We start from the raw sequence: 13412 nt of genomic DNA, 5'->3' as shown, positions 1-13412 counted from the left end.
TTCTCGTTTTGACAAATTGGCCAGGAACTTCTTGAGTTTTCTCTATCTCGTCAGTGCTCTCTTTTGGCTCAAATGAAAGATCAACACAACCTAGGGAAGACTGCTCGACGAGTAGTCCTGGGATCCAGACTGGAGAGAGCGGCGGGCCAGCTTGGCATAGGTCTTCACCGTCTCGTAGGGCATCTCCAAATCAGCGGCGATCTGTTGTAAGCTCTCTCCACCTTCGCGGCGGGCCAGGATCGTCGCCCACAGTTGGGCAGTTTTTTCGGCGCGGGATCCCCCTTGTCGTTGCCGCTGGCTGAGAAAGAGGGCGCTCAGCTCCTCGATCCGCTGGGCCACCTGCTCTTCCCGGGAAGGGACAGGGGAGGCGGGTAGCTCTTCGGCCAACCAACCCAGGCGGGTTTGCCCTAGCCCAAAGGGGGTTTTGTGGCCGGTGCCGCAGTAGGGGGCAAGGTGGATCAGGGCTTGGAGCTGCTGCTGCAACAGCTCAGGCGCACGGGAGGAGACAGCCAACTGCACACAGCCGATGAATCCCGTCACGGATCCCTGGCGACCTGCGGTGGTTTTGACCGATTCCAGACGGTGCCGCTGGATGATCACTTCCCCATCCACCCAATCCAGAAAAGGCTCCGCCTCGATGGGCAGACCGGAAAAATCGTTCCAACGGCGCAGATAGCTGTGGAACAGGTTGCGAGGGATCGGCAGCGGCAGATGGTGGCCCCGGTGGCGAAAGCTGGTGGGCGAGACGAAGGAAAGGCTCCAGGAGCGGGGGGAAAGAGGCTGCTCCAACAGTTGACGATAAGTGCGCGGGGGGATCGAGATCTGCCATCCCAGGATCTGCAGCGGGGATCCCCGCAATTCCAGCCAGGTGGGCAGCCGTTGGCACCACCCTCGCAGCCACTCCACCACCGGCGGGTTGAGGCCGGTGATCCACCAGCGGAAGGGGAGATGAGGCGGGATCAGCGGTCGCCCCCCCTGCTCGCGGAACGGCCCCATCAGCCGGGAGAGGGTAAAAGGTTTCTCCGATTCTCCATCGTGCAAATAGGCCGATAGCTGCGGGTCTGTCTCTTGCACCTGGCTCAAGAACCAGGCGTGCAGCCCTTTGGCATAGTGGGGATCCAGCAGGTAAGACCGAGGAGCCTGAACTTCCAAGGTGATCCCCACCAACTCGGATCCCGTCGGCCACTTGCCGTTCGCTTCTCTATCAGCAGATGGCTCTGAGAAACTCAGCATAGGCACAGCCCATTCCCAGTCCACAGCAACAATCAACACAAAACCCAACTTTCCATTGAGAAAATTTTAGAAGGGATCCCTTCTTATTGGGTTTACTCTCGAATTGCCCGTTGTACAGGCAGAAAAAATCTCACAATCTGAAGAAAGCCTTGCAATCGTCTGCAACCCATCGCACTCGATCTATACTGCTAGCAAGCTAGAGGACTGAAAACCATGAGGCGAGAGCGTTTATCGGATATGGCTGAAACAATCGGTAACCTCAATGGCATCTCTCGGCTTGATTCGATTGGTTACCCACCCAACCGGCAAACCCTTTTTTGAAGGGCTTTGGTCTTCCGTGAAGGATTAAAAATCGAGGCCAATTGCCCCCAGCCTTTAGGGATCTGTCCGTCGCAGCCGATGGAAGCCCTGTCCAAGACTTGTCTTCCTTTTTCGCATTTCGCAGGTGCTGCTCATGACCCCTACTTCTGCTCCCTCTCCCGTTCCTGTTGCCTTGGCCTGGTGCCTGGCGTGGGGAGAACAGCGGGATCCCCAGTTTGCCCTGGAGACCTTGCAGCAGATGCGGGCCGCCGTTCGCGCCGACAACGAGGCCGGGATCCCAGAAGAGCTACGGCCCATTTTGGCTCAGGTGCGCCAATTTCAGGAGAGCATGGCGGCGAAGACCTTTCCCAGAACCCCGGCGGAGCTGCAATCCCGCTACCCGGAGCTGTGGCAGCAGACAACCCGCATCGGCTTGGTTTACGGGGGGGCCACCAAGATCAAGAGCTATGTCTTCGAGTCGGCCAAGCTGTCGGAAATCCGCGGGGCCTCCGCTTTGTTGGATCGCATTAACCTGGTGGATCTGCCCGCCTTTTTCGGGGATCCCGAGCAAACCTACCTGGGATGGGAAGGTTTGGGGAAAGAGTCTCAAGCAGAGCTGAGGGCCTATGTGGCCGAGCAGATCCGGCCTTGGCTGCAGCAGCACTACCCGGCTTTGGCGCAAGCCCTGATCCCGGAGCTCATCATCTACTCCACCGGGGGCAATCTCCTGGCCTTTTGCCCGGCGGCCCATGTGGACGATCTCTGTGAGGCCATCGAGCGGCGCTACACCGAAGAAACCCTCACCGCTAACGCCTGCGCCGTGGGATCCGCCTTTCGGCTGCTGGAACTGCGCTACGGCCTGTTGCGGGATCCCATCGAACGCACCCCCTGGCTGGATTGGCTGGCGCAACACAAAACCCATCCCCTGGTGAGAGCCTATTTTGGGGATGGCAGCGAAGCCAGATTTCAAGACCGCAAAAGTTTCAACGAGTTGGTGGGTTACCTGGCCGCCCGCTTCAACCACCGCCGCAACGGCAATCCGGATCCCGGTCGCCCCAGCCGCGCCCATCCCGCCTTTTTTGAAACCCATCCCTACCTGCGCCGCGACAGCACCGACCGTCGCCCTGCCATCGCCAAAGCCGACCTGGTCGATCAGCCCTGGCTCTCGGAAGCCACCGCTCGCAAAGCCCTGGTGGGTCGCCAGGCCAAGCGCATTGAAACAGGCAAGCAAGGGTGGTTCCGCAAGTTCCCCACCTGGGATCCCGGCTTTGTGGAAAGCTGGGTAACGCGATTTGCCCGCTTTCTCAACTCTCCCGCCGGCGAGCCCTACCAGGAGCGCTATTTGCAGCCCCATCAGGGATCTGTCCAGGGGATCGGCGAGGCCCAATCTCTACGGGAAGTGGCCAACGCCAGCCTGGGCAGCCAGGGCTTTGTGGCTTACCTTTACGCCGATGGCAACGACATGGGGGGCTATGTGCAGCAGATCCAAACCCCAGAAGCCTACCGACAATTTAGCCGGGATGTTTCCGAGGCAACGGAAAAAGCCGTTTACCACGCCCTCGCCCAGCACCTGCAGGCCCATCGGCTGCACGGCCTATCCCCAGATCCGGAAACCGGCAGAGACCGCAACGGCGAGTGGATCCACCCCTTCGAGATCCTGACCATCGGCGGAGACGATGTGTTGGTGGTGGTGCCTGCCCACAAAGCCCTGGAAATTGCCGCCACCTTCTGTGAGCAGTTTGAGCAGCTCCTGCTGGACACCTCGGCAACCTATGCAGCTCAATCTTCCGGCAAGGTGCCTCACCGCTACCCGGCGGCAGATCGGAAGCTCTGTCGGCTCTCCGCCTCGGTGGGGGTGCTGATCGCCTCGGAAGACACCCCCATTTACTACGCCGAAAAGCTCACCGAACAACTGTTGAAATCCGCCAAGAGCTACGCGAAAAAGCTGAAGCCCAAAGACAAGGACTGCTCTGTGGCCACCATCGACTTTCTCTCGTTGAAGTCGGTCGCCCTGGTTGCCTCCAGCATCCAGGATTTTCGTCGGGAAGCTCTGGAGATCCGCCAGAACAGCCACACCCTCAAGCTCTACGCCGGCCCCTATACCGTCCCGGAAATCCACGGGTTGCTGAGAACGGTACAAGCCCTGCAGGAGGCCAATTTTCCTCGCTCCCAGCTTTATCAGATTCGCAGCTTCTTGGAAAAAGGCAAACGCACCGCCACCCTCAACTATCTCTATTTCCGCAGCCGCCTGGGCAAAAAGGGGCAGCCGCTGATGGAGGCTTTTGAGCGCACCTGGTGCAAGGCCAAAACCAACGACGGCCACCTTCCCCCCTGGATGTATGTTGAGCCACAGGTATCCTCGTCAACGCCAACCTATGAAACCATCTGGCGGGATCTGGTGGATTTGTACGCCTTTGTGCAAAAACAGCCCCAGGCCGAGGGTCGGCCCGTTCTGGCGGAGGTGGAGTGATGGTGAGACTGGCAGAGCTGCCCCAAGCGGGGCGAACGATCACCTCTATCCCTTTGAGGGCCACCCTCGCCTCTGCCCTGGCGGTGGGAGCCGGCGGCTCCAGCGGCTCCCTGGCGGATAAGCCCCTGCTCAAAGATGCCTTTGGCAGGCTGATCATTCCCGGCTCCCAACTGAAGGGGCGGCTGCGCCACGAGTGCGAGAAACTGGCCCGTGGCCTGGGCTGGGCCATTTGCCGCTCTCCCGACCCAGAGCGCATGTGTCCGCAGCGGGAGGGCAGCGCAGGAAATTTCCACCGCCCCGAATACCAGGTGGAGGGCTACGCCGGATCCCATTGTCTGGTCTGCCAGATATTCGGCAATCCGGCCCTGCCTGCCCGCCTGTGGGTGGAGGATCTCGTCTGCGAGGTGCCGCCAGCAGCTCTGGAACCAACCCTTCGCCCTGGGGTCACCCTCAACCGCCGCCGCCGCACCGCCGAGGATCAGCGGCTCTACCTCATTGAGACCTCTCCCGCGGCTGAGCTGACTTTTTCCGGATCCCTGCAGCTTTTGCCCGATTGCCCTTCCTGGGGCAGAACTCTCCTGTTGGCGGCCCTGCACCACCTGATCGCGCTGGGGGGCAGCAAATCCGCAGGTTTGGGCTGGCTGCACTGGGATCCTGGATCCCTGCAGGCTCTCCAGCCCACCGCAGCCGATTGGGCTTTCTTGGCCCAGGGAGAGAGCTGATGGAAGCCATTCAACTCACCCTAACGGCTCAGTCTCCCTTGGCCATCGGTCGGCAAAAGCCGGGCGGCTCCATCAGCGAGGCCCAGGATTACATTCCCGGCAGCGTGATTCGCGGTGCTCTGGCCGACCTCATGCTCAGCCAAACCCAACATCGCCCTGCCGAGGCGCTGGAAGGAGATTTGGCCGCCCTGTTTACGGCAGCTCGGCCTGCTGTGTTTACCCACGCCTATCCGGGATCCGGCAGCAAGGTCTTGCCGGCCACGGCCTTCAGCTCGAAAAACAATCCCGGCTTCCGCTCAGAGGCGGGCAAAACGGGGGTGTTCGACACGCTCCTGGATCGCTTCTGCTCACAGCGGCTGGGGATCCCGTTCGATCCCACAGAGCCGGACGGTTCCGGGGGAAGAGTGGAGCCCTTCGGGGGGTTCTACAGCCAGCAGGAGTCTGACCTGGGGCCCCGCTACGAACGAGCTGCTGTGTCCAAACGCCTGCTCACGCGGGTGGGGATCAACCGTCGCCGCGCCACTGCTGCCGACCAAATCCTCTACAGCCTAGAGGTGATGAACGAGGGCAAAGCCCGCCCCAATGGGCATCTGGAGCGCTCCCTTTTCAGCGGCTACATCTACCTGCGGGATCCCGAGCTGGCCGAGACCCTCACCCGCTACCTCAACGCCCACGCCCACCTGCTGCGCTTGGGAGGAGGGGTGTCGCGGGGATTGGGCCGGGTCAACGTCACGGCTCGGCGTCTGGCTGCTCCCCGGCCTTCCCTGGCCCAGCGGGTGGAAGCCTTCAACCAAAAGCTGCGGCAGCGCTGGCAACAATGGCAGGTGTTCGGGGATCCCTGGCAGCCCCTTCCGCCGGAGCGGCAGTATTTCTCCATTGGGCTGCAGTCGGGGGCCATTCTCAAAGAGCGCTGGCAACGCACCACCGTGCTCACCCCCCAGATGCTCCAGGAAGAGGCCAACTGCGAAGATGGATCCCTGGCTTTGGAGCTGGCCTTCAGCAGCTACGCCTATGTCTCCGGCTGGAACGCTGCCTGGGGTCTGTTCAAAGATGTAGAATTGGTAACCACGCAGGGCAGCGTCTTTCTGCTGAGCACCACGCAACTGGAGCGTTGGATCCCGATTTTGGCGGAGATGGAATACTGGGGGATTGGCGAACGCACTGCTGAAGGATTCGGCCAAATCGAAGTTTGCAGTCCGTTCCATCATCATTTCTGGGAGAACCCGCTATGACCTTCGCCACCAGCGAGATCACATCGGAACAAGAGCTCAAGATCCAACGGCAAATCCGGCTGGCCGAAGATGATCTGGTCGCCAGAATTCAAGCCGCCTTGGATAACTTCAGAGGTCTCAACAGATTGGAAGAGGCCCAATATCGCAACCTATTGCACGTGGCAGCTTCCACCGAAAGCTCAGAGGTGATCAAGAACTTTTTGCGCTACCAGGTGGGGCGCGATAACAAGTGGGGGCGGGGCAAAGACTCTTTGGCAGAAGCCATCATCAAAGACATCGACAACTGGATTCATCAAAGGGCTATAGCCATCGCCAGGGAAGCCGGAATTGAAAGAGCATCCCCCAAAGTCAACGAGATCAAAATTGACTTGATTCGGCGCTACCTGGGCTATGGGGCCCGCTACCTCAAGTACAAGCGAGAGGGAGGAGGATCCTAGACCGTGACCTACAGCAGTTTTACCCTTGAGAGAGCCATTTCGACCTTTCAGCTCAGGTCAAGAATCATCCATGGCCTGTTTGCAGAGGTTCCACCGACTGAGTGCTCCGATTACTTGAAAATAACCCTAGATCGCTATCTCGGCTTGGCCACCTCGGTCAACAGCGAAAAAGCCCGCTCCGAGTTTATCATCGCCCCTGTGCTGGGAGAGGTGAAGTACCTATGTCGGGATCAAATCTCGCTGTTTTCCGGCAAGGAATTCAACGTGGATCCCGAGAGGGGGTTGGTGGGCCTATGCGACTACATCATTTGCCTATCCCCTCTCCAACTCTACATTCAAGATCCGGTGGTGATTATCGTTGAGGCCAAAAAAGAAGACTTGATCGGGGGTCTGGGCCAGTGCGTTGCCGGTATGGTGGGGGCACAGGTCTTTAACAAGAACTCCAATTCTCAAGTAGACAGTGTCTATGGAGCAGTAACCTCAGGAACCAACTGGCGATTTGCAAAACTCGAGGGTGACCAACTCTTTATCGATGACAGGGAGTACTTTATCTCAGAAATTGCTCAGATCCTAGGGATCCTCTTGAGTTTTATTAAGGGCTCCGTCTCGCTTCGGGAATGGCAAACCTCTGCAGTACAAGCCTTAACTTGAGCAGCCATTTGAGGGAACAATGTTCGACGTTTTCAAAAACCGCTTGGAAATCACCGGCACCCTCACCACCGTGACCGCTCTGCACATCGGGGTGGGCCGCTCCACCGAACCCATCGGCTCGGATTTGCCGGTTCTCAAGGATGCGCTGGGCCGTCCGCTCATTCCCGGCTCCAGTTTGAAGGGGGCGATGCGCTCTCGCCTGGAAAGTTTCTTGCGGGGCATCAACCCAGAGCTGGCCAGGGATCCCGGCGAATTGACCAGCAGCGAGCAATTTCAGATCATCAACCAAATTAAAAATGACTACAAAGGGGACGATGCGGCTCTGACTCAAAAGCTCATTGAGGCCACCGACTGGGTCTCGCAGGTGTTTGGATCCCCTTGGTTGGCCGGCAAGGTGCAGATCCGAGATTTGCCCGTGGTGCCGGAAGCCTGGTTTGGCCAGTACCAAGAGCGGGATGGCGTGGCCATCGATCGGGATACGGAAACGGCGGCAGATGGCAAGCTGTACGACTTGCAAGTGGTGCCTGCCAGCACCCCCTTCCGGTTTCATGCCGTCGTCGAAAATGCCGAGGAATGGGAACTGGGCCTCTTGGCCATTGGCCTGCACCAATTGGAAACGGAACAGATCCCCCTGGGAGGGGGGCGCTCCCGTGGCTTGGGGGTTGTCCGCCTGCAGATCTCGGCAATCTATTGGTTCGACTCAGAAGGGGATCCAAGACGGCTGCTGGCCTACCTTCAAGAGCTGGTGGCCGGATCCCGACAGCCGCTCAGCCCGGAGCAGGCTGCCGCTTTGCGCCAAGACTGGGTGGAAGCCCTGGTTGCCAAATTAACAACGGCCTCTCAACGGCAATCGGTCGGCCCCCGCCGCTAGCCCTATTTCATGTCAGGAGGGATCCCGATGGTCTTCATGGACTCTGCAACGGTTGGCGATACGGTCAGCGTTTTCCACCCCTATCGGTTGACAAACTGGACAGACTGCTTGCCGCCCCAAGCCCCTCAACCAAAAGCTCCTGTTCTGGTGTGAAGGATCCCAGGCTATGCACAAACGCTACGTTAACCATTGCACCCTCTGCCTCACCCTCAAGCCCGATGGCCCTGTTCTCATCAAGGCGGGCAAAGAAGGGGCTGACCCGACGAAGCCCGATATGGAGTTCGTCGAAACCTATCACGGCGGCGGGCGAATGGTCTATTTTCCCGGCAGCTCCCTCAAAGGGGCAATTCGCGCCCATGCGGAGCGCATCGTCCGAACGGTGGGCAGCGACAGACGTCCTGAGGGGGGAGGCTTCAAACTCTGGGCCAGCAATCCCCTCGACCAAAAGGCCAATCAATGGCTGGAAAAAATTGAAGAGCCCCACCAGGTTTACGCCCTTTCTTCCTTTACGGATCAGATGTTCGGCAACACAGCCATCGCCAGCCGGGTCCGCATCGAAGATGCCTATCCCAAGCCGGGAACCCCTCTGCGCCTGGAGGAACGTAATGGGGTGGCCATCGACCGCGTCTTCGGCTCAGTGGCGGTGGGGCCGTTCAGCTATCAAGTGTGCGTAGAGGGATCCTTTCAAACCAAGATCCACCTGAAAAACTTTACCCTGGCCCAACTGGGCCTGCTGGGGCTGGTGCTGCGGGATCTGGACGAAGGATGGTTTGGTATTGGCTTTGCCAAATCCCGCGGCATGGGCCGCGTTCGGGTGGAGTACGAGTGGGCGACGGTGGACTACCCGGGCTGCCTGGTGGAGGAGGGGAGCCAGGAGCTACGGCTGCTGGGATCCCAGCTTGCCTGGCCACAGGGATCCCTGTTGGGGGCGGGCGAATTTTTAACCCCCGAAGAGGCAGGCAAATACGGCTTCCCCAAACCCGATTGCCAAGCGGTGCCGGTGGGAGCGGAGCCAATGCCTTTGGGATTTGGGGCGCGGCTGACCTGGGATCAGACGTCTGAGGCCAAGGTGGAACATCTGCTCGCCACCGCCGTAAACAGTTGGGCCAAACTCCTGCAAGCGGAGGCCAAAGCCGTATGAAACCAGCCTACGTCGCCTCCCTCAAGATTCAAGATGGGGCAGAGTCCTCGCTTTCCCAAGTGCTCTCGGCTTGTTTTTCCACTTCTGAAAAAACTTACTCCTTTCTGCGCTGGCCCCATCGAGTCAGCGGCATTCAGGTGGGGATCCCGGCGGATCCCGTCTGTCCAGAGGGGCAAGTTTTCTCCCAACAAGGGGAACTGCGCTGGAAAAGCACCCCCCACGGCTGGGATCTGCTGTATCTGGGGATCCAAGCTCCCCCGGACTCCTTTATCCCTCTGCCGGGAGAGTGGCGGTGGGAGGATCACGCAGCCGACCTGTACGGATCCCAAAATCGAGAAACCCGCTTTCCCAAGCCCCTCAGCCATCCCCAAGATCTCAAGGTGGGCCAGCGCTACTTCCGAGATGAGCGAACTGCCCGCGTTCACTTTATTGCCCTGATTCCGAGGTGACCATGACCCCCCAAGGCCCTCGCCCATTGCCCAACCAGGCCGCATCTGCAAGATCGTCTGCCGGCAACAGCAGTCCAGGTGGAGGCAAACCAACCGTGTTTCCCAAACCCTACGAGCTGATCCCGTTTCCCACCCAGCGCCCCACGCTGGAGCGGCCCGCCGGCCACGCCCAGTTCCATCCCGATAGGTTGCACGGCACCCTCTTCCTCACCCTAACGGTGCAGACTGCCGTCCACATCTCCACCGGCCACTTGGCCTTGGGCAGCGATGTCGGGGTGAAAGGGATCCCGGTGCTCAAAACCATGACCACCACTCCCAACGGAAGGCTTAAAATCCAGGGCAGCTCCCTCAAGGGGGCCATCCGGGCCATGTATGAGGCGATCACCAACAGCACCCTGGCGGTGATGACGAGCCGGTACAAAAATCGGATCCCCCCGGAGCGGCACCCCTGCCGCAACAAGGAGCAGCTTTGTCCGGCCAGCCGCGTTTTCGGTGCTCTCAACTGGCAGGGATTGGTGGAGTTCAGGGATGCCATTGCCACCAGTGCCGGATCCGGCGGCGGATCCCTGCCCCCCCTGTACCGTCCACGCCCGGATCAGTGCAAAGCTTATTTTCAGGGGGAAAACGGCAGAGTCATCGGGCGCAAGTTCTACTACACCCACAGAAACGCGTTGCAGGGCAGTTCAAGGGGAACGCCCACCCAGCAAGCGATACAAAACACAGTTTTCAAAACCCAAATCCACTTCAAAAACCTCACCCCTGCCGAGCTGGGCACCTTGCTCACGGTTTTGGGGCAGGATCCCAACCATCCCATGCTGCTGAAGGTGGGGGGCGGTAAGCCCGTGGGCCTGGGATCCCTGCAGGTCATCCTCGACAAGATCGAGCGGCCCGGCAACCTAAAAGATCGCTACAGCCGCTACGATCCCCCAGAAGCCGATACCCTGGAAGGAAAACGCCTCCAAGCCTTTGTGCAAGAGCAAATTCAAGCTGCCCAGGGCTACATCTTGCCCGAACAACTCAAGCGATTGGCCGCCATCCTGAGTCCCACTGCTCTGCGCGAGCCGCCCACCGGAGTGTACTGAGGGTTCCCCCATGCTGTCAGACACTGTCGATCTCAGCCCCCAATCTTGGGATCTCGCCCACGGCATCGCCCTGACCTTGGCCAAGGAAAGGGTGGATGTCAACGAGTTGAGCAAATGCGTCGCCTATCTACGCTCGGTTGCCCATCACCCTGACGCGGGATCCCGCTTTTTCCGATTCACCGGCGAGCTGGTGCGGGAAAATGGCCTATGCCGTACCCAACAAACCAGAAGGTACCATCAGCTCATTGACGAAACCTGCAAAAGGTACTTGCAACCTCTGCAAGACAGGCCGGCGGAGATGCTGCAGATCCTGGGCTGGGCAGCCCGGCTGGCCTGCTACTACAAGGATGGAGGGATCCCCATTGGCGAGATTCCACCACCTCAGGGATCCCAACCCAACGACAACTCCGGTTGCAAGGACTCCGTTCCCCAAGGGGCGGGAAACAAATCCCAGGACGACAGACAACAACAAAACCATCAACACCAACAAGACCAGGCCCAGCATCAGGCCCGCAAAGCCCGCTTCCAGACCGGGCAAAAGCTGAAGGCCACCATCACCAACATCAAGGGCAACGAAGTCACCTTCCAGATTCTGGACACAGACACCAAGCTCACCCAGAAGGAGCCCAAACGGGCGGGATCCCTCTCGGTGGGGCAAGAGGTGCAGGTGGAAGTTCTGGATCTAAAGGAAGATGGCAGAATCCGCAAGGCCAAGCTGCTCTGAGCACAAAGCGGAACAGAGCCCTCGAAAAGTTTGAGTTAACCGGCCATCCATGCAGACCATCATCATGACGGTGGGCACCTCCTTGCTCACCAACCTTGACAAAGACCTGCAGCCGCAGCGCCCCTGGGTGGGACAAAAAACCATCGGGGATCCGGAGCAAGCGCTGGCCTGGATGAAAAGAACCGATCTGGAGCTGATCAGCGCCGAAACCAACACCTACTTGCGGCTGGATCCCACCTCGAATGATGCCTTGATTTTGCTGCACTCAGAAACCCCCGACGGATTGGAGTGTGCCCAGATTTTGAAGCTCTTTTTTGAGCAAGAGCTGGGTCAGCAGCAGGTCTCTTTGGTTCCCCTTCCCGGCATCAACTACGAGCTAGAGGGATCCTCACTGGAGCGGATGGCCGAGCTGTTGAAACAGTTGGCAGAGAGCGCCAAGGGGCTCGTCACCTTTGCCGCTACCGGCGGGTTTAAAGCCCAAGCCATGATCATGGCCGTGGTGGGCAGCCAATTGGGGGTCCCGGTTTGCTACATCCATGAGCAATACAAATCCCTGGTCTACTTGCCCTACCTACAGCCGCAAGTTCAGCCCCGGATCCCACGGGCAGATCTCCCCGATTCAGGCCGAGATCGCTCCCAGATCATCCAAATCCGAAGCGATGCCAGCCATCACCGACCCCGCAGTTGGGCCAAAGTGGAAAGACTCCTGCGAGACATTCCCTGGGTGGATCTGGTTCGATACGATCCACACGCCTACGCTGCCCCCAAAAACAGCGTCAAAGCCTCAAACCGCAAAACCGAAGATGGCCGCCACATTCTGTGGATCCACCTCCACGAGAGCCAGGACACCCACCTCGCTGTCAGAGTAGAAACCACCGGCTACACCCCCGAGCACCTAGAGCTGGCTGCCACCGAATTGCGGCAACGCTTGGGCCGTCTGCTTTGAGTGTTTCCGTTAATTCCACTTCCCCGAAGGGAAGCGACTGTCTATCAGGGGGATATTTACCCCCTGGGTTCGACGTTTCCATTAATTCCACTTCCCCGAAGGGAAGCGACTTCCGCCGATTATAACCCTTGCCCAGAGCGGGATCCAGGGGCCTAGATCGACAGGGTCTCGTTTAAGGACTCCGTCCCGCTGGCGCGAAAGGACTCCGTCCCGCTGGCGCGAACGGCTGCAATTTCCCCTTATTTTTCTCTGCCGAGAGGCCTGAAACCCTTGCCCAGAGCGGGATCGACCGGGTCAACGGAAGAATCAGGGTTTGAGGCTTGTCGCCGACCCTGTCGCTAACCATGTTGGTGTAGAAATTAACATGGATCCCTGTGTGGAGGTTGCTGGGGAGCTGCTCCTGAGACGCTGAAGTAGGGGGCCAATGGGGCGAAAAAAGGACTCCGTCCCGCTGGCGCGATGAGAGGCTAGGGAGCAACGACATAGCGATCTTGGGAGAGGCGCTCGTTACCCCGATACACGCTCACCTGCAAATGCTGGGGATCCAGCCGGTGCCCCTCTACACGGATGGGTGGGATCCTCAGGGCGTGGCGGGATCCCCGTCCCAGCACGGACACAATCAGGTTTAGGCCGCGGATCTGAACTCGTAGGCGCACCGGCCAGGGGAAAGGGTTGCGCAGCTTGAGGTCGGCCAAGCCGTACCAAACGGTGGCATCTAAGCCAGGGGGCACCGACTCTACCTGCCGGTAATGGGGGTGCCTCTCCACCACCTCCAGCCCTGCCAACAGAGCGGCATTGTAAAGGCTAGAGGACACCTGACAGATTCCTCCCCCAACCGAATCCAGGGTTTCGGCCACCATAAACACCGGCGCGGGCACATAGCCTCGTTCCAGGCTGCGCGGCCCCACCACTTGGTTGAAGGAAAAAATCACTTCTGCCTGTTCCTGTGAGCGTGTCGCAGGCATGATGTAAACTCCATCCAGGCTTTGGACGGCTCGGCGAATGTTGTGGAGTTGAGAAGGAGTGCGCTCCTGCAAAGAAGTAACGTATTGGCTTAGGGTTGTTGGCGTGGGATCCGTCCACCACAAGGCCAGAAGGGCCAGTAGCGCCCCCACCAGCACAGCCAACCTCCGCAGGTCAACCCTTCCTCTCAC

At 59.4% G+C, this 13412-nt stretch carries 13 protein-coding genes; 11 read left to right on the top strand and 2 right to left on the bottom strand.

Annotated elements, in window-relative coordinates; genetic code table 11:
- Positions 1-90: 90 nt before the first annotated feature.
- Positions 91-1233, bottom strand: a complete 1143-nt coding sequence (gene cas6 / locus ACVWXE_RS10105) for a CRISPR-associated endoribonuclease Cas6 (protein WP_041437102.1) — start codon at positions 1231-1233, stop codon at positions 91-93.
- Between the two features lie 559 nt (positions 1234-1792).
- Between cas6 and cas10 the strand changes: the two genes are divergently transcribed.
- The 11 genes from cas10 to ACVWXE_RS10050 all read left to right on the top strand — a co-directional run bounded on the left by cas10 (position 1793) and on the right by ACVWXE_RS10050 (position 12258).
- The gene (gene cas10, locus ACVWXE_RS10100; RefSeq protein WP_457490234.1) at positions 1793-4003 is read left to right on the top strand and encodes a type III-B CRISPR-associated protein Cas10/Cmr2; all 2211 of its coding nucleotides are present in this window, start codon (positions 1793-1795) and stop codon (positions 4001-4003) included.
- Positions 4003-4725: an RAMP superfamily CRISPR-associated protein gene (locus ACVWXE_RS10095; RefSeq protein WP_457490233.1), complete on the top strand. Its 723-nt coding sequence runs from the start codon at positions 4003-4005 to the stop codon at positions 4723-4725. The genes cas10 and ACVWXE_RS10095 overlap by 1 nt, the downstream gene beginning before the upstream one ends.
- Positions 4725-5957, top strand: a complete 1233-nt coding sequence (csx10, locus tag ACVWXE_RS10090; protein WP_414344022.1) for a type III-D CRISPR-associated RAMP protein Csx10 — start codon at positions 4725-4727, stop codon at positions 5955-5957. Before ACVWXE_RS10095 ends, csx10 begins: the two co-directional genes overlap by 1 nt.
- Entirely contained in the window at positions 5954-6394 is a 441-nt protein-coding gene (locus ACVWXE_RS10085) for a hypothetical protein (protein WP_414402616.1), read from the top strand. The genes csx10 and ACVWXE_RS10085 overlap by 4 nt, the downstream gene beginning before the upstream one ends.
- A 3-nt stretch (positions 6395-6397) precedes the next feature.
- Positions 6398-7045 carry a hypothetical protein gene (locus ACVWXE_RS10080; RefSeq protein ID WP_414329367.1) on the top strand — a complete coding sequence of 216 codons (648 nt, stop codon included), beginning with the start codon at positions 6398-6400 and terminating at the stop codon, positions 7043-7045.
- Between the two features lie 19 nt (positions 7046-7064).
- Entirely contained in the window at positions 7065-7916 is an 852-nt protein-coding gene (gene csx7, locus ACVWXE_RS10075) for a type III CRISPR-associated RAMP protein Csx7 (protein ID WP_011432239.1), read from the top strand.
- A 166-nt stretch (positions 7917-8082) separates the two neighbouring features.
- On the top strand, positions 8083-9057 hold the full coding sequence (locus tag ACVWXE_RS10070; RefSeq protein ID WP_457490232.1) for an RAMP superfamily CRISPR-associated protein: 975 nt from the start codon (positions 8083-8085) through the stop codon (positions 9055-9057).
- Positions 9054-9506 (top strand): hypothetical protein, encoded by a 453-nt coding sequence (locus ACVWXE_RS10065; protein WP_011432237.1) that lies wholly within the window; start codon positions 9054-9056, stop codon positions 9504-9506. Before ACVWXE_RS10070 ends, ACVWXE_RS10065 begins: the two co-directional genes overlap by 4 nt.
- A 2-nt stretch (positions 9507-9508) precedes the next feature.
- Positions 9509-10588 carry an RAMP superfamily CRISPR-associated protein gene (locus tag ACVWXE_RS10060; protein ID WP_457490231.1) on the top strand — a complete coding sequence of 360 codons (1080 nt, stop codon included), beginning with the start codon at positions 9509-9511 and terminating at the stop codon, positions 10586-10588.
- Between the two features lie 10 nt (positions 10589-10598).
- Positions 10599-11312 carry a hypothetical protein gene (locus tag ACVWXE_RS10055; protein WP_457490230.1) on the top strand — a complete coding sequence of 238 codons (714 nt, stop codon included), beginning with the start codon at positions 10599-10601 and terminating at the stop codon, positions 11310-11312.
- 49 nt (positions 11313-11361) lie between these two features.
- The gene (locus tag ACVWXE_RS10050; protein WP_457490229.1) at positions 11362-12258 is read left to right on the top strand and encodes a putative CRISPR-associated protein; all 897 of its coding nucleotides are present in this window, start codon (positions 11362-11364) and stop codon (positions 12256-12258) included.
- 467 nt (positions 12259-12725) lie between these two features.
- Here ACVWXE_RS10050 and ACVWXE_RS10045 read toward each other — a convergent pair whose 3' ends face one another.
- Positions 12726-13412 (bottom strand): VanW family protein, encoded by a 687-nt coding sequence (locus tag ACVWXE_RS10045; RefSeq protein ID WP_457443811.1) that lies wholly within the window; start codon positions 13410-13412, stop codon positions 12726-12728.

It is taken from the genome of Thermostichus sp. MS-CIW-41 (genome assembly GCF_054058915.1).
Note: the sequence above shows the minus strand (reverse complement) of the source record. Positions and strands in the feature narration are given on the sequence as shown.

Coding starts and splice junctions, on each gene's coding strand:
- cas6 (WP_041437102.1), bottom strand. CDS start 1,233: ATGCTGAGTTTCTCAGAGCCATCTGCTGATAGAGAAGCGAACGGCAAG.
- cas10 (WP_457490234.1), top strand. CDS start 1,793: ATGCGGGCCGCCGTTCGCGCCGACAACGAGGCCGGGATCCCAGAAGAG.
- ACVWXE_RS10095 (WP_457490233.1), top strand. CDS start 4,003: ATGGTGAGACTGGCAGAGCTGCCCCAAGCGGGGCGAACGATCACCTCT.
- csx10 (WP_414344022.1), top strand. CDS start 4,725: ATGGAAGCCATTCAACTCACCCTAACGGCTCAGTCTCCCTTGGCCATC.
- ACVWXE_RS10085 (WP_414402616.1), top strand. CDS start 5,954: ATGACCTTCGCCACCAGCGAGATCACATCGGAACAAGAGCTCAAGATC.
- csx7 (WP_011432239.1), top strand. CDS start 7,065: ATGTTCGACGTTTTCAAAAACCGCTTGGAAATCACCGGCACCCTCACC.
- ACVWXE_RS10070 (WP_457490232.1), top strand. CDS start 8,083: ATGCACAAACGCTACGTTAACCATTGCACCCTCTGCCTCACCCTCAAG.
- ACVWXE_RS10065 (WP_011432237.1), top strand. CDS start 9,054: ATGAAACCAGCCTACGTCGCCTCCCTCAAGATTCAAGATGGGGCAGAG.
- ACVWXE_RS10060 (WP_457490231.1), top strand. CDS start 9,509: ATGACCCCCCAAGGCCCTCGCCCATTGCCCAACCAGGCCGCATCTGCA.
- ACVWXE_RS10055 (WP_457490230.1), top strand. CDS start 10,599: ATGCTGTCAGACACTGTCGATCTCAGCCCCCAATCTTGGGATCTCGCC.
- ACVWXE_RS10050 (WP_457490229.1), top strand. CDS start 11,362: ATGCAGACCATCATCATGACGGTGGGCACCTCCTTGCTCACCAACCTT.